Origin of the sequence: Roseiconus nitratireducens, from assembly GCF_008629675.1 — a bacterium.
In the GTDB taxonomy this organism is placed as follows: Bacteria; Planctomycetota; Planctomycetia; order Pirellulales; family Pirellulaceae; genus Stieleria; species Stieleria nitratireducens.
In genome coordinates this window covers 1-20,930 of sequence record NZ_VWOX01000017.1, presented here as the reverse complement: position 1 = coordinate 20,930, position 20,930 = coordinate 1, and the positions used below count along the sequence as shown (strand labels likewise).

Below are 20,930 nucleotides of genomic sequence, written 5' to 3'. Positions count from 1 at the left end.
AACGAGTCCATGAGCATCGCCGAAAACTCCGATCCCAGCAAAGGCTTGACCAGCCGCAAGGATGCTGCGACATCGTTCCAGCTGCCGCAGATCCTGCAGCGGCGCGAGGGAAAGATGACGCGGGAACTGCTGCTTCACCCGGGAGAACACGGGCTGGGCATGACCCACGGTTCGATGCAGGCGGACGCGACCACCACCGCAACCTGTGGATTTTGCGCGACCGGTTGCGGGCTGCGTCTGCACATCCGTGACGGCAAAGCGGTCGGTTTGACGCCGGAAACCGCTTACCCGGTCAATCTTGGAATGGCCTGCCCCAAGGGCTGGGAAGCGTTGCGAATCCTGGACAGCGACCAGCGGGCAACGCAGCCATTGTTGCGGCAACGTGACGGCGCCCTCCAACCGGTTTCCTGGGATGAAGCCTTTCGGACGTTCTGCCACGAATTCCAGGATATCCAAGCGAAACACGGCGCGGACTCGGTTGCCTTCGTTTCCACCGGCCAGATCCCTTGCGAAGAAATGACGTTTTTGGGGGCTTTGGCGAAATTCGGAATGGGCATCGTCCACGGTGACGGCAACACACGTCAGTGCATGGCGACGGCCGTCACGGCCTACAAGGAATCCTTCGGATTCGATGCGCCGCCGTACACCTACGACGATTTTGAACAAAGTGACTGCCTGGTGTTCATCGGTGCCAACCCTTGCGTGGGACATCCGATCATGTGGGAGCGCGTGCTCCGCAACCGGAACCAACCGGAAATCATCGTGGTCGATCCGCGGCGGACCGAAACGGCGATGTCCGCCACCGAACACTTGCAGATCCGCCCCAAGCATGATTTGCAATTGTTGTACGCGATCACCAACGAATTGATCGAAAACGACTGGATCGACGAAAACTTTATCGCCGAGCACACCACCGGGTTCGATCCGCTTCGCGAGCATGTCCGGCGGTATCCCGTCGATCAGGTCGCCGCACGGGCGGGTTTGGACGCCGATCAGATTCGCCGTGTCGCGCGCAAGATCGCGGACGGAAAAGCGGTCTCGCTGTGGTGGACCATGGGGGTCAACCAAAGCTACGAAGGCGTCCGGACGGCTCAAGCGATCATCAACATCGCGCTGATCACCGGAAACATCGGCCGTCCGGGAACGGGAGCCAACAGCATCACCGGCCAGTGCAATGCGATGGGATCCCGGTTGTGGAGCAACACGACCAATCTGCTGGGGCATCGCAAGTTCCAGAGCGAATCCGATCGTCAGGATGTCGCCGACATTCTGGGAATCGACGTCGATCGTATTCCGACGCTAGACAGCTGGTCCTATGACCAGATTTTTGAGGGGATTCGGCGGGGGGAGATTCGTGGGCTGTGGGTCATCGCCACCAACCCGGCGCACAGTTGGATCGACCAGGAAGATGCGCGAGAGCTGCTGGATCGGTTGGACTTTCTTGTCGTTCAAGACATGTATCACACGGCACACACGGCCCGGCACGCGGATTTGGTTTTGCCGGCGGCCGGGTGGGGTGAGAAAGAGGGCACGTTCATCAACAGCGAACGTCGATACGGGCTGTTGAAAAAGGTGAGTCACGCACCGGGCGAAGCACTGGCTGATTTTCAGATCTTTCGTGGCATCGCCAAATACTGGGGCGTCGGCGACCTGTTTTCCGACTGGACACATCCCGAGGCTGTGTTCCAGATCATGCAGCGTTTGAGCGCGGGACGCCCCTGCGACATTTCCGGAATCGGCGGCTATCGCCAGATCGACGCGTGCGGCGGCATCCAGTGGCCTTGGACGGAGGCCGACGCCAACGCAGGTGCAAACCGAGGACAGCCGGAACAGCAAAGGCGACTGTTTGGCGACGGCCACTTTTTTCATTCCGACCGCCGTGCCCGATTGGTCTTTGACGAAATCACACCGATCCCGGAGCCGGTGTGTGATCGATTCCCGTTCTGGTTGATGACGGGACGCGGCACGGTTAGCCAATGGCACACGCAAACACGAACGGAGAAGAGCCCCGTGTTGCGCCAACTGTATCCCAACCGTCCCTACGTGGAAATCAATCCCGCCGATGCTCGGGAGATGGGCGTCAGCAATGGCGAACTGCTGGCTCTGCGTTCGCGCCGCGGATCGGCGACCGCGTCTGCTTGCCTGGTGCCGTCGATTCCGCGCGGGCACGCGTTTCTTCCGATGCACTACGAAGAAACCAACCGTCTGACCCTTTCACATTTCGATCCGCACAGCAGGCAGCCCAGCTACAAGGACTGCGCCGTGTCAATCCGCCCGGCGATTGACGACTCCCAACTTTGATCTTTTTCGGATTCAGCCTGATGTCCAATTCCGACCCTTTCACCGAAGCACAGAAGCAATACCTGGCCGGTTTCACCATGGGCTCCGACGTCGCCCGGGCGGTTAGCAAACTGCCGGTCCTGTCCAATAGCGTCTCCAACGGCGCGACGATCTCGCTGGACGCCAACGGCGTCAGCCTGGATGGCAATGCGGTCGCCGCGGGTCCCGACCGGTTTGCTCGGATCGCGCAGCAGAAGGTCAAGCAGAACGGCGGAAAGCTCTCCAAGGAAGAGCAGGCCAAAGCGGACAAGAACCCGCTGGACATGTGGGACGAGATCATCGCCCGCAGCGACGCCGGCGAATTCCCGAAAGGGACCGATGTGTTTCTGCACAAGTTCCACGGGATGTTCTACGTCGCGCCCAATCAAAACGCCTACATGATGCGGCTGCGGATCCCCGGAGGCATGCTGCGGAGCTGGCAATTACGCGGCCTGGCGGACCTGTCGGAAACCGGGGCGGGCGGTTACATCGACGTGACCACGCGGGCCAACCTCCAACTGCGGGAGATTCCGGACGACGGCGCACGACGGGTGTTGTACGGGATCCGCGACTTGGACCTGATCAGCCTGGGCAGCGGCGGCGACAACATTCGCAATTGTACCGCCAGCTGTTTGTCCGGGATCGACCCGGACGAACTGGTGGAAACCATCCCGCTGGCCAAACGCATGCACCACTACATCTTGAACCACCGCGAAATGTACGGGCTGCCGCGAAAGTTCAACATCGCGTTCGATGGTGGCGGCCAGATCGCTGCTTTGGAAGACACCAACGACATCGGATTCCGAGCGGTGGAGGTCAGCGATGAACATGCCGACGAATCCCTGCCTGCGGGCGTGTATTTTCAGCTGACGCTGGGAGGCATCACCGGACACAAAGATTTTGCCCGAGATACCGGGGTGCTGTTGACCGGAGACGAATGTGTTGAAGTCGCCGGCGCCATCGTTCGTGTTTTTATCCAGCATGGTGATCGGACCGATCGAAACAAGGCGCGTCTGAAGTACGTGTTGGACGATTGGGGATTCGACAAATTCCTGACTGCCGTGGAAGAAGAATGGGGCCGTCCGTTGCGACGCATCGACGCCTCAAGAGTGACTTTGCCGCACCACGAAAACCGCCTGGCGCATGTTGATTTTCACCGGCAACGCCAGGCGGATCGACACTATGTCGGAATCGTCTTGCCCGTTGGCCGGATGACCGCCAGCCAGGCCCGCGAAATTGCAGCTCTTGCGGATGAATACGGCCAGGGTGAAGTCCGATTGACCGTGTGGCAGAACCTGATCCTGCCGCATCTCCGCACCGACGATTTGGAGGCGATCAAGTCCAGGATCGAAGGTTGCGGATTGCACTGGAGGGCAACCAATTTTCGGGCCGGATTGGTTGCCTGCACCGGCAGCGCCGGATGCAAGTATGCGGGCGCCGACACGAAAGCCAATGCGATGACGCTGGCGAAACACTTGGAAGACCAGTTCGATTTGGATCTTCCCATCAACATCCATTTCACGGGCTGCCACCACAGTTGCGCCCAGCACTACATCGGCGATATCGGATTGATCGCCTGCAAAGTGGAACAGGGCGAAGATACCGTCGATGGGTATCACATCGTGTTGGGCGGCGGCTGGGGAGATCGCCAGGGAATTGGCCGGGAAATCTTTCAATCGGTCGCCTTCGACGCGGTTCCGCCGCTGGTGGCAGCGCTGATCGGCGGGTACCTGGAAACGCGCTCCCCGGATGAACCCTTTGTCGATTTCGTTCGGCGGTCCAGCGACGAAAGCCTTCGAGAAATGGCGACCACCACGGCGTGAGGTTTTCGCCCTCCGCGGGGATCGACTGTCGTCAAAATCGCGAATCGGTAAACCAAACCTTCCTTCTTTCTGTCTCTCGATTGAGAACGCGTCCTATGTCCAGTTTCATTCCGGATTCGGCTCCATTCAACGAAGAACAACGCGCCTGGTTGAACGGTTTCTTCGCCGGCTTGACCGGTCTGCAGCCCGGAGCGTCTGGCTCGGAGGCTGCCGCGGCCATCAGACTCTCCCAGACGGCCGTCGCCGAGCCGGAAGAAGAGGAGGATTTCCCGTGGCACGACCCCGCCTTGCCGATCGTCGACCGCATGGACTTGGCGAAGGACAAACCGGTTGAACGAAAACTGATGGCTGCGATGGCCCAGTTGGATTGTGGATCCTGCGGCTATCTCTGTCAGACCTACAGCGAAGCGATCGCCTCAGGGGAGGAAGGCAATCTGACGCTCTGCAGTCCGGGTGGCAAGGAAACCAAACAGATGCTGAAAAAGGTGCTGGCCGAACACGACGGGCCGGCAGCAGGAGAGTCCAAGAACGGCTCCGCGGAATCGACCAAAAATGGCCAATCCGGCTATTCACGGCAGAACCCGTTCCAGGCAAAGTTGCTGGAATCTCGGTGCCTGAATCTGGAAGGCTCCGCGAAGGACACACGACACGTCGCGATTGATCTGTCCGGATCGGGGCTTCGGTACGAGGTCGGTGACGCCCTGGGTGTTTACCCGAACAATTGCCCCGATTTGGTCTCCCGCATCATCAAGTCGCTGTCTGCGGATCCCAACACGACGGTGACGTCACCATTGGGCCACGAAAAATCTCTCGCCGACGCATTGCGCGAAGACTGTTGCCTGAAGGACCCCAGTGATGAACTGTTGGAACTCTTGATCGATCGAATCAATGACCAGGCGGCGCAGTCGACGCTGGCGCTGATGACCCAGGACGGAGTCCCAGACGGATTTGATGTGTTGGATGTGTTGGAGTTGGCTAAAGGCGCGACCGTTTCCGTCACGGAAATCATCGAGACCTTTGAACCGTTGAATCCACGGCTGTATTCCATTGCCAGCAGCATGAAGCGTGTCGGTGATCAGGTGCACCTGACTGTCGGAAAGGTCGCTTACGAGCGCGAAGGTCGTTTGCGCAAGGGCGTTGCAAGCACCATGTTGGCCGAGCGTGTGGCTGAAGGCGAGTCCGTCCGTGTCTTCGTCCAACCGAACCACGCCGGATTCACCGTTCCCGCGAATCCGGAAACCCCCATGATCATGGTCGGACCTGGAACGGGAATCGCGCCTTTCATCGCGTTCCTGCAAGAGCGCCACGAAAGCAAAGCACCCGGCAAGAACTGGCTGTTCTTTGGCGACCAACACGAGGCCTTTGACTTTCTGTACGAGCAGGAACTACTTGATCATGTCAAATCTGGGGTGCTTGATCGGCTGGACACGGCGTTCAGTCGTGACGGTGAGACAAAGGTTTATGTGCAGGATCGGATGCGTGAACACGGCGCCGAACTGTTTCGCTGGCTTCAGGACGGTGCCTGCTTCTATGTCTGCGGTGACGCTTCGCGAATGGCTCGCGACGTCGACCGCGCCTTGCGCGACGTCGTCGCCGAGCACGGCGGGCTGTCGGACGAACAGGCGGAAGCGTTTGTTAAGCAACTTACCGCCGAGGGTCGCTATCATCGGGATGTGTACTGAGCCGGCTCCCCCCGAACGCGGAGTTGTTGACGGAGGACCGGTCGACCAAATGGAACGGTTGGACGGGTTGTCCCCATTTTCACTTCAAATATTGGTGGCGAAATTGCGATGCCGCGGAGATGTGCACCTCCGCGCGCCGAATTGAAAGGGTGTCGTGGAGCTCGCGCGTGCGAATGGCTTGGTCGGGCAGGTGGACAAGCATTCGGCGAACTCCTCGGACTTTGAAACGGATTTTCGAAAACACCTAGCAAGGATTGGCTTTACCATGCACCGTCTCTCGCCACGCCGCTGGCGTTTGGCTGCCACCCTGATCGCGCCCTCACTGGCAACTTTGATCGCGGGAACAGCCGTACATGCCGCTGAACCCGGCCGCCCGACCCAGTTGTACCCCGTCGTTGTTCAAACTGCCGCCCTGCAAGAGAGCGACCAACCTGCCGAATCAGCGATTCCGGACAGCCAGGAATTGGAAGGATCGGTCAGCGATGCCATGCAGGATGTCACCCAGGGTGGTGATGCCGATACCTTCGCTCCGCCCATCGTCGGCGATGCGACAGCGGCGGCGCCTTCTTACGCTCTCGCGCCGTGCGGTTGCTGCACGAAGAAGGACAAAGAAGCCGCGATGGCAAAGATGAAGGAAGCCTTCGCCGGCGTGTTCTATGCCAACAATTTCTCGTACCTGAAGGATCCCTGCTACGACGGTCCGGAATTCTGCGGTGACTGCCTGAAGGATATCGACACCGCGTGCGGCAATCTCAGTTTCGGCGGTGAAACCCGTTTCCGATTTCACAATGAACGGAATTTTCGTGGCCTTGGGATCACCGGTCGCGACGACAACTTCTGGCTTTTCCGCCAGCGGTTGTATGCCGACTGGAAGATGAATGACCTGTTTCGAGTCTACGGCGAAGTCCTGGACGCGAATTCCAGCGGCGAAACGTTCGCGCCGCGGCCGATCGAAGAGAACGATCTGGACATCCAGAACTTGTTTGTCGACGTGAACTTGCTGAATCAGGGGGCGCAAAAGCTGACGGCACGGATCGGGCGGCAGGAACTGTTGTACGGTGCCCAGCGCACCGTGTCTCCGCTGGACTGGGCAAACGTGCGACGAACGTTCGAAGGCGTCCGGATGCTGTACCAAAATGGCGACACTTCCGTGGACGGATTTTGGACGGAGTTCGTCCCGATCGATCCCAAAGATGCTGACGAAGCCAGCAGTGATCAGCAGTTCTATGGTGTCTATGCGACGCGAAAAGGGACCGCTCTGGGACAGTTGGAAGCCTACTATTTGGGATATGAAAACGACATCGTCGGCTTCAACTACCAAACCATTGGCAGCCGGGCCAGCGGCAAGACTGACGGCGGGTGGCTGTACGACTTTGAAGGTGCTTACCAATTTGGTGACAACACGACGCCGGACGACCAGAATGCCGGGTTCTTTACCGGTGGCTTGGGACGCAACTTAGGCTGTGCCGCTTGGAGTCCCACGGTTTGGTTCTATTATGACTACGCATCTGGAGAGGAAGATTTCGATGAGGTCGGGCGCGGTGACGGCGGCTACGATCACCTGTTCCCGCTGGCACACAAGTACAATGGGTTCATGGATTTGTTCGGACGGAGGAACCTTCACGACATCAACGTGTTCTCCGTCACACCGCTGTCCGAAAAGATCTCGGTCGTGCTCTGGTACCATTACTTCCGGTTGGACCAGCAAACGACGCCCTACAGTGTGGTGATGACACCCTACAACACGGTCACCCAGGCCCAGTCCAAGGATTTGGGGCATGAGATCGACCTGTTGTTCAACATCAATTTGAACCCCCGCAACAACGTCTTGTTGGGGTACTCCCACTTCAGCGGCGGGGACTACTACGACACGCCAGGGATCCTGCCGCCGGCGGCGGGGACCGATTCAGACGGCGACTTCTTCTACGCTCAATTCCAGACGCGTTATTGAAGTCCAACGCGGTTCGGGGACGTCGCGACGAGGCGTCTCCGGACGGACACCATTTGATGCCCTGCGCCCCGAGGGCTTGCGCGTGAACGAGCGGCATCGCCAACCGCGGCGATCGCCGCTCGTTCACCCTTCTTCCATTGCCAGCCGGCTGCCCATGCGTGCGCATCATCCAGGCAAATCCCATCGGAGCTTGCCCACCGAAGCGGCATTTCGCCTCGGCAATCTTTGTCGAAATTCTGTACCGATCAACGCTACGGGGGAAAACTGGACCTTCAGGTATACAAAAGGTTGAATCACCATCCAGTTGCCACTCCGGCGGGAAAAAGGGGGATCGCTGGCGCATTGTTTGCCATTGAGGTGACGCAGTCATCGCACGGAATTGCCGACCGAAGGATGAGCCTTCGCGCAGAGGAGCACTCGCGCAATCGCTCGGCATGTTGCTACCCGCTCGCCGCGCCGCCATGTCCATCGCCCCAGCCACCTCCGCCGCCACCCCCGGGTCTCGCGCCGCTGCGCCCGGTGAGACGTCTGTGCGGACACGGCTGATCATCGTCGGCGGAGGCATGGCGGGATTCGGATTGTGCGATCGTTTGGTGCGGGCAAACGCGTTGGATCGTTACGAGACGACGATCATTGGGGAGGAGCCGCAACCGGCTTACGATCGGGTCAACCTGTCGCGTTACTTTGCCGATCCGTCGCCAGACCGCCTGCTGTTGGCACCGCGCGAGTGGTACGCCGCGCACGGCGTGCAATTGCGCACCGGGCGTCGGGTGGTCCAAATTCATCGGGACCATGCCGTCATTGTTGACGATCACGGCCAGATCGACCCTTACGATCAGTTGGTGCTCGCCACCGGATCTCATGCGTTTGTCCCTCCCATCCCGGGAGCCGATTTGGAAGGCGTGTTCGTCTATCGGACGCTTTCGGACTTGCAGTCGATTGCTCGTGCGTGCCGGCAGCGACAGGCGAAGGTCGGTGCGGTGATTGGTGGCGGACTGTTGGGCCTGGAAGCGGCCAAAGTTTTGCAAGATCTTGGCCTTTCGGTCAGCGTCATTGAGATGGCGCCGGGGCTGATGCCCAAACAGCTGGACTCCGAAGCAGCAGGCTTTCTGCGTGAGCGAATCGAGTCGATCGGAATCAAGATCCATTTGGTTCGACGCACCCAATCGATCCGTCATCGTGATGGCGGCGGGTTGACGATTGACTTCTTCAATGCGGAGCCGTTGGACGTCGACCTCCTGATCATTGCCGCGGGCGTTCGGCCCAATGACGAATTGGCGGAAAGTGCGGGCCTGGAAATCGGCCCGCGGCGAGGCATCGCGGTCGATGAGTGTTTGCAGACCACCGATCCGAACATTTATGCGATCGGTGAATGCGCTTCGTTTCGTGACCATGTCTACGGTTTGGCCGCACCCTGTTACCGAATGGCCGATGTGCTGGCCCAAAGACTATGCGGCCAGGCGTCGACCTTCACCGGTGCAGACGAATCCGCCGAGTTGAAATTGTTGGGCGTTCAGGTCGCGTCGCTCGGACGCATCATCGGAGAATCGCCTGGCGGCAACGTGATCACGCATCACGATGATCGTGGCTATCGAAAACTACTGGTCGAACGTGGCCGGATCGCGGGCGCATCGTGCGTCGGAGATTGGGATGAAGTCCCGCAAATCCGGCAAGCCATCCAGAAGGGGCAACGTCTCTGGTCTTGGCAGCGGAAGCGATTCTTGAAAACCGGTTCGCCTTGGGCTCCCGGCGGCGCGTTGCCGGTGACTCAATGGCCTCCCGACGCCACGGTCTGTTCGTGCCTTTCCATTCCCAAGCGGACGATCAGCGAACTGGTCGCGCAGGGGATCACGGATCCGTTGCAAATCGCGGAATCCTGCGGCGCCTCGACGGCCTGCGGAAGCTGCAAATCGCTGGTGTCGGAGCTCGCCGGAGCAACGCCGGGGCACACCGTTTTGCCGGGGGCGAACGTGATGCTGGTCGCGTCGCTCGTCGCACTGCTGATGGGAGCAATTTGGATGGTTGCTCCCCCAGTGGACATGGCTGACAGCGTGCAGTCGGCGTGGCGCAACGTGGACGTCCTGTGGCGGAGTGATCTGGCTCGCAAGGTGACCGGATACACCCTGCTGACGCTCACGCTGCTGGGCCTGGTGATTTCGCTCCGCAAACGATGGAACTGGTTCCGATTCGGATCCTACGGCTTCTGGCGCGCCGTGCACGGGGTACTCGGCACCAGCGTCATCGTGGGCGTCGCGATCCACACCGGGCTGCGATTGGGAAGCAATCTGAATTTCCTTCTCGCGGTGTGCTTTCTGTCGGCCGGCGTGCTTGGCGGGATCACCGGCCTGGCGAGCAGCCTGGAGAACCGTCTGATCGGCACGACGGGGATGCTGGTCCGAAAGTACCGGCCTCGACTGACGCGTTTGCACTTGTGGCTGACATGGCCACTGCCGGTCTTGATCGCACTGCACATCCTTAGCTTTTACTGGTTCAGCGATTGAGGATGTCCGTGACGGAACCCGCTGCAAAACGTTTCACGAAGGCTGCTTGGACTTCCAAGTGGCTGTGGTGGGCCTCGCTGAACGCCTGCATCGCCGCCTATTTCACCTACGGTTTGGTTGCGCCGGCGTCCAACATCAAAACTGCCTGGCTACCTGGCAAAACCACACATGGTCACCACCAGATCGAAATGGATTGCGATGCCTGCCACGCGCCATCGCAGGGTAACGCGCCGCCTTCCGCATCCGATGTCATGCAGGATGCCTGCATCCGTTGTCACGGTGATCAATTGAAAGCCGCCAACGACACCCATCCGGCCAGCAAGTTCAACGATCCAACCAATGCGGATCGCCTGGCCGCGTTGGACGCGCAAAACTGTTTGACTTGCCACCAGGAACACGTTCCGGACCGGACGCTGAACATGGGGCTGACCCTGCCAGCCGATTACTGTTGGCACTGTCACCAGGAGGTTGCCGAAAACCGTCCCAGCCATGCCGGAATGGCGTACGACAGTTGCGCCACGGCGGGCTGCCACAACTACCACGACAATCGCGCCTTGTACGAAAAGTTCTTGGACGACCACTTTGGCGAACCGGACTTGCTGCCCGACGCAAAGCTGCCGCTTCGCGACACGGTCGCTGCACTGTCCGTCGCCAAATGGCAGGCTGAGCCGCTGCAGGTCGGGGACGCCGACGCGCCCGAAGACATCGTTGTCTCTCCAGAGTTGGTCGGTGACTGGGCGGAAACGGCTCATGCCGCGGCCGGCGTGAACTGCACGGGCTGTCATGGTGGGCAGGCCGAAGCGGCCGCCTGGTCCGACAAGCTTTCCGTCGCCGACTGTGAAACTTGCCACGAACAACAGGTGGACAGTTTTCAGACCGGAAAGCATGGCATGCGGATCGCGGCGGGCCTGCCGCCGATGACGCCTTCACTGGCGTTGCTTCCCATGCATGCCGGGACGGCACATGAATCGTTGGATTGCAACGCCTGTCATCCGGGTCACCGCTTCGACACGGAGTTCGCAGCAGTCGATGCCTGCTTGCGATGTCACGCCGATTCGCATTCGCTGGCCTACCGCGACACGACGCACGCATCGCTGTGGGAAGAGGAAGTTTCCGGATCGGGCGAGCGTGGCACCGGCGTCAGTTGTGCGACCTGCCACCTGCCACGCTTGGAAGGAAACCGCGGTGTGTGGGTGAACCACGATCAAAACGCATCGCTGCGTCCGAGTGAGACCATGGCTCGCGAAGTCTGCATGAATTGCCACGGACTGGATTTCGCATTGAACGCGCTGGCCGATCCTCTCGGGAAGACGACGTGTTACGGAAATACACCCGAGCGACGCGTTGAGAGCGTGCAAATGGCACACGATTGGTTTACGCAGCGGCAGTCCAAACGGCGGACCAAAGCAGATCAATGATTTGTCCGCAGCACCTTGACGCGGAGATTTCGCAATTCACCAATTCGATGTGGCGGCCGTCGCCAAGCGACGGCTCAACCGATGTTTCTACACCTTGGCAAGCGTCTACATGAAAGTGTCGCTGCCCAGCAAATCCCTTGATTGATTCTTGAAGTTTGTCCCCTTTTGTCCGCCATCTGAGGAATGATTGACATGTCTATTTTCCGCCGTCTCACGGGCGTGGTCGCACCGTGCTGCCTGCTGGTCGGGCTGACCGCCATCTGCCTGTCCGGGTGCAGCAAATCCGAAGCGAGTTCGACGCCGACCGGTGGCATCACGCCCCAACAGTTCGCCGATGGAGTTCACGCGGTGATGATGGCCGACCGGACCGTCTACGCGACCCACGTGGTGACCAATCTGAAGAAACAGGATTCGCCGGTCACCGCGGACGAGTACTGGAAGGACTCCGAAAATGCGATCCCGCTTCCGGCGCAGATGTTTCGCATGGGGGCCGAACTTGTTGCGGAAAACCCCGAGGCGGGTTTTTCCTATTCGCTGCGAAGCCAATGGCCACTGAACGAACAGCACCAACCGAAAAGCGATTTTGAGCAGAAGGCGTTGGAGTTCATCAGCGAGCATCCCGGCGACAACTTTTATGGCGAGGAAGAACTTGGCGGTAAGAAGTACTTCGTCGCGGTTTACCCGGACCGCGCGGTCGCGGAAGCCTGTTGGTCGTGCCACAACGAGCACCCGAACCGCGGAGACGGCTATCCCGAATTCGGGCAGGACGACGTGATGGGCGGCGTCCTGGTCCGCGTGCCTCTTTAACAGGACGGCCACCCGCAGCGCCGTTCTCGATCCTCCGTCTTCCAACCTGTGTTGCCCGTAACTCTCCCGGCCATCGGTCGGTCATTCCGAAACCTATCGAACCCCGTTGAAACAATGACACCAGAGCAAATCAATCTCGTTCAGTCGTCCTGGAACCAAGTCAAACCCATCTCTGAACAAGCTGCCGAACTTTTTTACGGCCGCCTGTTCGAATTGGATCCCTCGCTGCGTCCGCTATTCAAGGGCGACATGAAAGAGCAGGGAAAGAAGTTGATGGCCACGTTGAATCTGGCGGTGATGTCGCTGACGAAGCTGGACGAAATACTTCCGGCCGTGCAGGAATTGGGACGACGTCACGTCAAGTACGGTGTCCCAGATGAGAGCTACAAGACCGTCGGAGAGGCGTTGTTGTGGACGCTGCAGCAGGGGCTGGGCGAAGGATTCACCGACGAGGTCAAAGAGGCCTGGACGATCACCTACGTGACGCTCAGCAACGTGATGCTGGATGCGGCTCACGAGGACCAGCCCGCCCCGACAACCTCGTGATCTTCACCGCGACTTGATAAAATCGTTGGTGCACGATATCACGGAAGTGTTCGCGCGCCCCGATTTCCGTCTCCTCCGTTTTCCGCCCATGCTTCAAGATCGGTTTGGTCGATTGCATACGAGTCTGCGCGTCAGCGTGACAGATCGATGCAATCTGCGCTGCACGTACTGCATGCCGGCCGAAACGCCGATCTACCAGCATCGGCGAGACATACTGAGCTTCGAGGAGATCACGCGTTTCGTTCAGATTTCCGCGTCATTGGGCGTCGATGACGTCCGGTTGACCGGCGGCGAGCCGCTTGTCCGTTCCGAGATCGAAAAGTTGGTCGCGGTCCTGGTAAGAATTGATGGGATCAAGAAGGTCTCTCTGACCAGCAACGGAATCCTGCTTGGCGATCAAGCAGCGGGGTTGGCCGACGCCGGATTGCGTAGCGTCAACGTCAGCCTGGATGCGATGGATGAATCCGCTTTTCGTCAGGTCACTCGGCGGCCGGGGTTGGATCGCGTCCTGGATGGAATCCAGCGAGCGATCCAGGTGGGGTTGAGCGTCAAGATCAATGCGATCGCAATGCGAGGCTTCACGGAACACCAGTTGGAGCGTTTTGCCAATTACACAAGTGTCACCGGCATTCCGATCCGATTCATCGAGTTCATGCCATTGGACTCCGATGGTGCCTGGGACCCGGATGCGGTTCTCTCAGGTGACCAGATCCTGCAACGGTTCCGATCGCTGGTCGGGCCGCTGACGGCAGTCCCACACGATGGCAGTTCACCTGCGACCGACTATGTTTTTCCCGATGGGATCGGCCGGATTGGCGTCATTCCCTCCGTCACGCGACCGTTCTGCGACACATGCAATCGTTTTCGTTTGACGGCGGACGGCCAAATCCGCAATTGTCTGTTCGGCGAAGACTCGGCGGACGTGCGGGCAATGCTGCGCTCCGGGGCGACTGATGAACAGGTCGCGGATTTGATTCGCACCGCCGTGGCGGCGAAAAAAGCCGGGCACGGAACGGACGATTTGACCTTCCGCCGTCCCTCACGTCCCATGTACGCCATCGGCGGGTAGGTGGGCAACGCCGCTTTCAATCAAAAACGCCGTGATTTGCGGTGCAAAGAGCGGCAAGGCGCTAGCCGCCGGTTGAGGCGACAAAAACCGCGGCTAGCGCCACGCGGCTCACCCAAAGTAACGCTGTCGAGCTAGTCAGCTACGACTCCGCTTTCGCACAGGGGAATGATGGGACTGGTCGATTCGATCAACTCCTTGATCGTCACGCCCCGAAACGCATTCTCGGTGGCCGCGTAAGCATCGTCCAACGCGGCGTGCAGCGGGCACAGCGCCGTGTGGGATTTCAACCCGAGCGGACATGACCGAATTCGTTCGATCGGACCGACCTTCTCCACCACGTCCAAAATGGTCAGTTTGTCGATCGAGACACACAACTCGTAGCCGCCGCCCGGGCCAGGCCGAGAACGGACCAAACCCGCCGATGCCAGATCCTGAAGGACCCGGGTCAGGTACCGACGGGGAACCTTCGTCCGTTCGGCCATCATGTCAGCCGAAGCGGGGCTTCCAGGACGGCTACCCATGTAAGCAACAGCACGCAATGCGTACTCGGCCGTTTTAGAAAGCATGAATGAACACTCGGGCGGGACACGGACGCAACTCGCGATGATCGCACGGTGCCATTATACCCGAACGTCGACCGGCGACCGAGCCCGATCGGGGGAGACCCAGGCCCGCGTGACGGTCGGCGTCGTTTCCATCGAATTCGACTGAACGAGTCCGCCTGCATTGCCCAAAGCATGGCAAGATCCGATCGGCCAATCGCTCCATCATTGGTCACAGAACCAGACCGGAAGAAGCACTAAGGTTCCAGCTTCGCCAGGTATTTCTGCGGATCCGCCAACAGCTTCTCTTCGCAGGAATCACAACAGATCCAAACGCTTTGCCCGTCGACGTCAATCTTCTTGGGCGCGCCCATGGAGCCCAGCGATTGGCCGCTGACGGGACAGACCTTCTGTTGCATGGCAGCGGTACGGTCGTCCGCATCCAACTCTTTCAGCCCCGCCGGCATCGAATCGGCAGCCGCCGTCGGTTCGGATTCAACGGAGGTCTCGACGTCTCCGCTCGCCGCCGTCGAGTTCTGGGTTTCGCTTTGCGGCGGAATGTCGCTATCGGGCGACTGGTTGCATCCGGCCACGACCAACAAGAAAGCCGCGAAAAGAGTCACTGAAGTCGCTAAGTTCGTGCGCATCAATTATTCCCGTGTTTACAAAGTGCTTGGATCACCATGGATCTTAGAGGCGGAGTGCGGCCCCGGTCTGGCGGCACTCAGAAGTTTTGGATGCGGCAATCGTTCCGATCTTCAGCAATCGTGCTGAATTGGAGCAGATTTCTCTGATTCGTCGTCCCGCCGAGAGCTCGGAGCGGAGAACCGCGGTCGGTCCGCTGATGGCTGGTTCGGCGAGCTCACCGGTCTGTTCTGGGGGTGGACAGTTTCTTTCCAGCGGGTTGGTGAATCTCTTTGCTTGCTGCCGGGTCGCAACCGTGAAAGTGGGGTGAAATGCCGTAAATTACGGGTCCAATCGCGTGTGGCACGGGCGATGCTTCGGTGGGCGATCGACTGAATTCCCTCCACCGACCTCACCAAGCCCGATCCGATGTCCGACGACTCGCATCCGGCGGCCCCGACGCGGCCGCTGCAGTCCCTTGCCAAGATGGCGCCCACGATTCTGGTCCTCGCCGTACTCGGTGTGGGATGGCTGGCCATTCATCACTTGATTCAGTCAACCGGTGAGTCGGAGGTCAGCAGCGAAGGCGATGGTGCGGACGCCGCCCTGACGGATGCGCTGGCGTTGCCTCAGGGAAAACTGGATGCGGCAAAATTGCAGAGCGTGGCGGCTGAAAACCAATCGCTGCAGCACGTGCACACCGTTCCGGGGCGAATCCGATACGACGAATCGAAGCACATTGACGTCAGGGCACCGATGGATGGAATTCTGGCGGAAGTGCTCGTGACGCCTGGAGAGCAGGTCAAAGAAGGGCAGTTGCTGGCGGTGCTCCGCAGCCCGGAAATCGGACGCGCACGCGCCGCGATTCTCAAGTGCAAACAACAACGGGAAATCGCTCAGCAAATCCTGGAACGCGAAACACGCGTCGAACAAAATCTTCAGACCTTGCTCTCGATGGTCAAGCAGCGAAGTTCTCCGGACGAAATCGAGGCGACGTTCTCGGACCGTTCATTGGGCAGCTATCGGCAGGACATCTTGTCGGCCTACTCAAAACTGCGGTTGTCCAACCAAGTGTTGGAAAAGATATCGCCCCTTGCCGATTCGGGCGCCGTCTCGGGAAGGGCCGTCCGCGAGCGTGAAGCGGAACGACAGATCGCGGAAACGGAATTCAGGACGGCCTGTGATCAGGCAACCTTTGCCGCCAGCAAATCGCGGATGCAGGCTGAAGCGGACCTGGCGGAGGCCGATCGCCAACTCAACCTCGCCTGGCAGGCGGTCGAGACTCTGCTGGGATATCAGGAAGACCGTTCGACGGTCAGCCTGAGCGACCAGGAGGCCCTGTCGCGTTTGGAAGTTCGGGCACCGTTTGCCGCAACGGTTGAATCACGGCAGTACGCCAACAACGAACGGGTTTCCAGCGGAGACTCGTTGTTTGTTTTGGCGGACACGCGGTCCCTGTATGTCGCCGCGAGCATTCGCGAAAACGACTGGTCCGCGGTTGTTTTGCAACCCGGGGCGAAGGTGACGGTGCGGGTGCCTGCGTTGGACGACCAGGAATTCGACGCCACCATCAAATACGTGGGGCGGGAAGTGGAATCGGGCACCAATTCTGTCCCGCTGATCGCGACGATCGATAACCGTGACGGGCTGCTGCGTCCGGGAATGTTCGTTCGTGTGACCGTCCCCATCGGCCAGGCCCGTACCGCGTTGGCGATCAAGCCGGAGTCGGTGATCCAGCATGAGAATCAGAAGTTCGTTTTCGTGGACACCAGCAATGGCACCTACAAACGCGTTGATGTCACGACGGGACAATCGTCAGAGGACTGGGTGGAGGTCGTTGACGGACTTTCTCCCGGACAGCTGGTCGTGACCGACGGTGCCTTTCTGCTGAAGTCCGAGTTGTTGTTGCAGGGCGAGGCGGAATAGTGAACGCCGTTTTGCGACGCCTTGAATATGTTGGCGACCCGACTTGCCACGGACCTTTCCCGGCGTTCCAAGGTGTCTGAGATCCTGGCAATCCGCCGTCGCTGAATTCCGAGGCAGCAGCGTGAACGCTCGCCGACTCCGGCTCGCATGGAGACGCGGGCCACACCCACCGCCCCCCTCCGAGATTGACCCCCCGCCTACGTCCCCACCATGCTCACCAAGATCATCGAACTGTCCCTGGTCAATCGCGGCCTGGTCATCATTTTGACGTTGCTGATGGCTGGCGCCGGCGTCTACTCCGCGCTGCACCTGCCCATCGACGCGGTTCCCGACATGACCAACGTTCAGGTCCAGGTCGTGACGGACGCGGGATCATTGTCGCCGGTGGAAGTCGAACGTTACGTGACGTATCCGGTCGAAACGACGATGGGTGGCCTACCGGACGTTGAAGAATTGCGCAGCGTGTCCAAATTCGGCATCTCCGTGGTAACCATCGTCTTCCAGGAAGGAACCGACATCTACCGCGCCCGGCAGTTGGTGTCCGAACGCCTTTCCGATGCCGCCAGCAAGATTCCCAACGGTTACGGCACGCCCACCGTCGGTCCTCTGACGACGGCCTTGGGCGAGATCCTGCAATTCGAGGTTCGCAGCGAACGTCACACGCCGATGGAACTCCGCACCATGTTGGAATGGGACATCTCGCCGCGGCTGCGGGAAGTCAAGGGCGTGACCGAGGTGAACACTCACGGTGGGTACTACAAAACCTACGAAGTCCAACCCGACCCGGATCGGATGGCCAGCTACGGTGTTTCCATGGAGCAGCTGTTTTCGCGGTTGGAACAAAACAACAGCACCGCCGGCGGCGGCTACGTGATCCATCATGGCGAACAAAGATTCATCCGTGGCGTGTCCTTGTTGCACTGCGAAGACGACATCGAATCGGTGGTGATCCGGCGCGATGCGGATGGAAACCCGATTTTGGTTCGGGACGTGGCCACCGTGAGCATTCAACCGATGACGCGGCAGGGCGCGGTGACGCGAGACGGCCGCGGCGAGATCGTGACCGGATTGGTCATGATGCTGATCGGTGAAAACTCCCGAGAGGTGGTTCAAGCCGCCAAGCAGCGGCTGGACGAGATCGAAAAAACGCTCCCTGAGGGTGTCCGACTGGAAGTGACCTACGATCGATCCGCGTTGATCGGCCGAACGCTGAAAACCGTGCTGACCAACCTGACCGAAGGCGGCCTGCTGGTGATCGTGGTGCTGCTGCTGATGCTCGGAAATCTGCGGGCGGGAATCATCGTCGCCCTGGCCATTCCCCTCTCGATGTTGTTCGCGACCAACGTGATGCGGGCGACCGGAGTGACCGCCAGCTTGATGAGCCTGGGCGCGATCGACTTCGGACTGATCGTCGATAGTTCGGTGATCATGGTCGAGAACTGTATCCGCAAGTTGTCGCACGACAACGGCGACGCCAAACACGAAGACGTGATTTGTGACGCCGCGGTCGAAGTTCGCAAACCCACCATGTTTGGCGAATTGATCATCGCCGTCGTGTTCCTGCCGATCCTGATGCTGGAAGGCACCGAAGGAAAACTGTTCCGTCCGATGGCATTGACCGTCTTGTTCGCACTGGGCGGTTCGCTGCTGTTGTCGCTCAGTTTCATGCCCGCGATGGCGTCCATCTTTCTGCCGAAGAAAATGGACGAAAAGGAAGTCTTCCTGGTTCGAGTGGTCAAATGGTTTTACGAACCGATCGTCACGCGAGCCATCCGGCATCCAATCGTGACCGTTGCCACCGCTTTAATGGTGTTTGCCGTCAGCCTGCCCGTCGCTCGCAATCTGGGTGCCGAGTTCATGCCCCGCTTGGAAGAGGGCGATCTGCTGGTCGAAGCCCTGCGTTTGCCAAGTGCCACGTTGGAAGGTTCGATCGAAATGTCGACGCAGATCGAGGACATCCTGATGAAGTATCCGGAGGTGAAGACGGTTTTCTGCAAAACAGGCCGTCCGGAGATTGCCAACGACGTGATGGGCGTGCACCAGACCGACGTTTGGGTGCTGCTCAAGCCGATCCACCAGTGGCCCGAACACAAGACGCGCAATGAGTTGATCGAACAAATGTCGGACGACCTCAATGCGAACGTCCCCGGCGTCGCTTTCGGCTTCACGCAGCCGATCGAAATGCGGGTGGACGAATTGGTTGCCGGCGTCAAAGCGGACGTCGCCGTCCTCCTGTACGGAGACGATCTCGAAATCCTGGGCGAGAAGGGGAAGCAAATCGAATCGGTCCTGCGGACAATCCCCGGCGCGGTCGATGTCAAAGCGGACTACCAGGCCAACCTCTCGACGCTGACGATCAATACCAAGGCAGAGGCTTTGGCGCAGTACGGAATCGACGCTCAAAATGTCCTGGACGTCGTGGCTTCTCTGGGCGGGCACGAGGTCGGCCAGATTTTCGAGGGACGGGCCCGCTACCCGATCATGGTCCGCATTCCCCAAGTGTGGCGAGAAAACCTGGCACTGCTGGAACAGGTTCCCGTCGCCGACTCGCAGGGGCAAGCGATTCCGCTCAAGGAGCTGGCGGACATTGAACTGGAAGAGACGCCGCCCTCGATTGAACATGAGGGCAACCGGCGTCGAACGTTCATTTCGGCAAATGTCCGCGGACGCGACGTTGCAAGCTTTGTCGCTGAAGCGAAACGTTCGATCGACGACAAGGTCGACCTGCCGCCGGGCTATGAAATCCGGTGGGGCGGTGATTTTGAGAACTTGCAATCGGCCAGTCGCCGGCTGGCCATCATCACGCCGATCGTGTTGGTGGTGATCATGCTGCTGCTGCACACCAGTCTGGGGTCGCTGCGTCTGGCGTTCCTGATTTTCCTGGCCGTTCCGATGGCGGCGTCGGGAGGCGTGTACGCATTGTATCTCCGCGACATGCCGTTCAGCATCTCGGCCGGCGTCGGATTCATCGCTTTGTTCGGCGTCGCCGTGCTGAACGGATTGGTGTGGGTCAGCGCGGCGGAGAACCTGCGTCATACGGGGCTACCGCTCCGCGAGGTGAGCCATGAAACGGCTTTGGTTCGGCTGCGACCGGTTCTGATGACCGCATTGGTTGCCAGTTTGGGCTTCCTGCCGATGGCGCTCTCCACCGGTGACGGGGCAGAGATGCAACGACCGTTGGCAACCGTGGTGATCGGCGGATTGATCACCTCCACGCTGCTGACTTCCTTGGTGGTTCCCTGCATCTACCCGTGGTTCGCTCGCGGACTGCACGTGATGAAACTGAGCCATGAACACCACTGATGGACCAGCGGAGCGAAGGTTTGTTCCGGGTTCGTAACAAGCGGTGCATCGACTTCGGAACGAGGGCTTGTAGCGGAATAGGTCATGAGTTCCGTGAAAGACCGTAGCTGCCGTCGCCAGACGGCGGAACACCACGCTCTGGCGAGCGTGTCTACTGATGGACCAGTGGGGCGAAGGTTTGTTCCGGGTTCGTAACAAGTGGCGCATCGACTTCGGAACGACGGCTTGCAGCGGAATAGGTCATGAGTTCCGTGAAAGACCGTAGCTGCCGTCGCCAGACGGCGGAACACCACGCTCTGGCGAGCGTGGCGACTGATGGACCAGCGGGGCGAAGGTTTGTTCCGGGTTCGTAACAGGTGGTACACCGACTTCGGAACGAGGGCTTGCAGCGGAAGATGTCATGAACTCCGTGAAAGTCC

Annotated in this window: 13 protein-coding genes; 11 read left to right on the top strand and 2 right to left on the bottom strand. The window is 59.6% G+C overall.

Annotated features, from left to right (window positions below):
- Positions 1 to 9 precede the first annotated feature (9 nt).
- The 9 genes from FYK55_RS23180 (at position 10) to moaA (ending at position 14,116) form a co-directional block, all read left to right on the top strand.
- On the top strand, positions 10 to 2,301 hold the full coding sequence (locus FYK55_RS23180) for a molybdopterin oxidoreductase family protein (RefSeq protein WP_150079010.1): 2,292 nt from the start codon (positions 10 to 12) through the stop codon (positions 2,299 to 2,301).
- A gap of 20 nt (positions 2,302 to 2,321) precedes the next feature.
- Positions 2,322 to 4,142, top strand: coding sequence for a NirA family protein (locus tag FYK55_RS23175; RefSeq protein WP_150079009.1), 1,821 nt, complete (start codon positions 2,322 to 2,324; stop codon positions 4,140 to 4,142).
- Positions 4,143 to 4,237: 95 nt separating this feature from the next.
- Positions 4,238 to 5,824, top strand: coding sequence for a sulfite reductase subunit alpha (locus FYK55_RS23170; RefSeq protein WP_150079008.1), 1,587 nt, complete (start codon positions 4,238 to 4,240; stop codon positions 5,822 to 5,824).
- A gap of 265 nt (positions 5,825 to 6,089) precedes the next feature.
- Entirely contained in the window at positions 6,090 to 7,775 is a 1,686-nt protein-coding gene (locus FYK55_RS23165) for an alginate export family protein (protein ID WP_150079007.1), read from the top strand.
- A 461-nt stretch (positions 7,776 to 8,236) separates the two neighbouring features.
- On the top strand, positions 8,237 to 10,276 hold the full coding sequence (locus FYK55_RS23160) for an FAD-dependent oxidoreductase (RefSeq protein ID WP_150079006.1): 2,040 nt from the start codon (positions 8,237 to 8,239) through the stop codon (positions 10,274 to 10,276).
- A 2-nt stretch (positions 10,277 to 10,278) separates the two neighbouring features.
- On the top strand, positions 10,279 to 11,694 hold the full coding sequence (locus tag FYK55_RS23155; protein WP_150079005.1) for a cytochrome c3 family protein: 1,416 nt from the start codon (positions 10,279 to 10,281) through the stop codon (positions 11,692 to 11,694).
- A gap of 192 nt (positions 11,695 to 11,886) precedes the next feature.
- Positions 11,887 to 12,501, top strand: a complete 615-nt coding sequence (locus FYK55_RS23150; protein ID WP_150079004.1) for a Tll0287-like domain-containing protein — start codon at positions 11,887 to 11,889, stop codon at positions 12,499 to 12,501.
- A gap of 114 nt (positions 12,502 to 12,615) precedes the next feature.
- Positions 12,616 to 13,047, top strand: a complete 432-nt coding sequence (locus FYK55_RS23145; RefSeq protein ID WP_150079003.1) for a globin family protein — start codon at positions 12,616 to 12,618, stop codon at positions 13,045 to 13,047.
- Positions 13,048 to 13,135: 88 nt separating this feature from the next.
- Entirely contained in the window at positions 13,136 to 14,116 is a 981-nt protein-coding gene (gene moaA / locus FYK55_RS23140; RefSeq protein WP_150079002.1) for a GTP 3',8-cyclase MoaA, read from the top strand.
- 131 nt (positions 14,117 to 14,247) lie between these two features.
- Here the strand turns inward: moaA and FYK55_RS23135 are convergent, their stop codons facing one another.
- Positions 14,248 to 14,682 (bottom strand): RrF2 family transcriptional regulator, encoded by a 435-nt coding sequence (locus tag FYK55_RS23135; RefSeq protein WP_150079001.1) that lies wholly within the window; start codon positions 14,680 to 14,682, stop codon positions 14,248 to 14,250.
- A 233-nt stretch (positions 14,683 to 14,915) separates the two neighbouring features.
- Positions 14,916 to 15,305 (bottom strand): hypothetical protein, encoded by a 390-nt coding sequence (locus FYK55_RS23130; protein ID WP_150079000.1) that lies wholly within the window; start codon positions 15,303 to 15,305, stop codon positions 14,916 to 14,918.
- Positions 15,306 to 15,711: 406 nt separating this feature from the next.
- On the opposite strand from FYK55_RS23130, the gene FYK55_RS23125 reads away from it, so the two are divergent.
- Complete coding sequence (locus FYK55_RS23125; protein ID WP_150078999.1) at positions 15,712 to 17,208, top strand: efflux RND transporter periplasmic adaptor subunit; 1,497 nt, start codon at positions 15,712 to 15,714, stop codon at positions 17,206 to 17,208.
- Positions 17,209 to 17,418: 210 nt separating this feature from the next.
- Positions 17,419 to 20,511, top strand: coding sequence for an efflux RND transporter permease subunit (locus FYK55_RS23120; protein ID WP_150078998.1), 3,093 nt, complete (start codon positions 17,419 to 17,421; stop codon positions 20,509 to 20,511).
- Positions 20,512 to 20,930 lie beyond the last annotated feature (419 nt).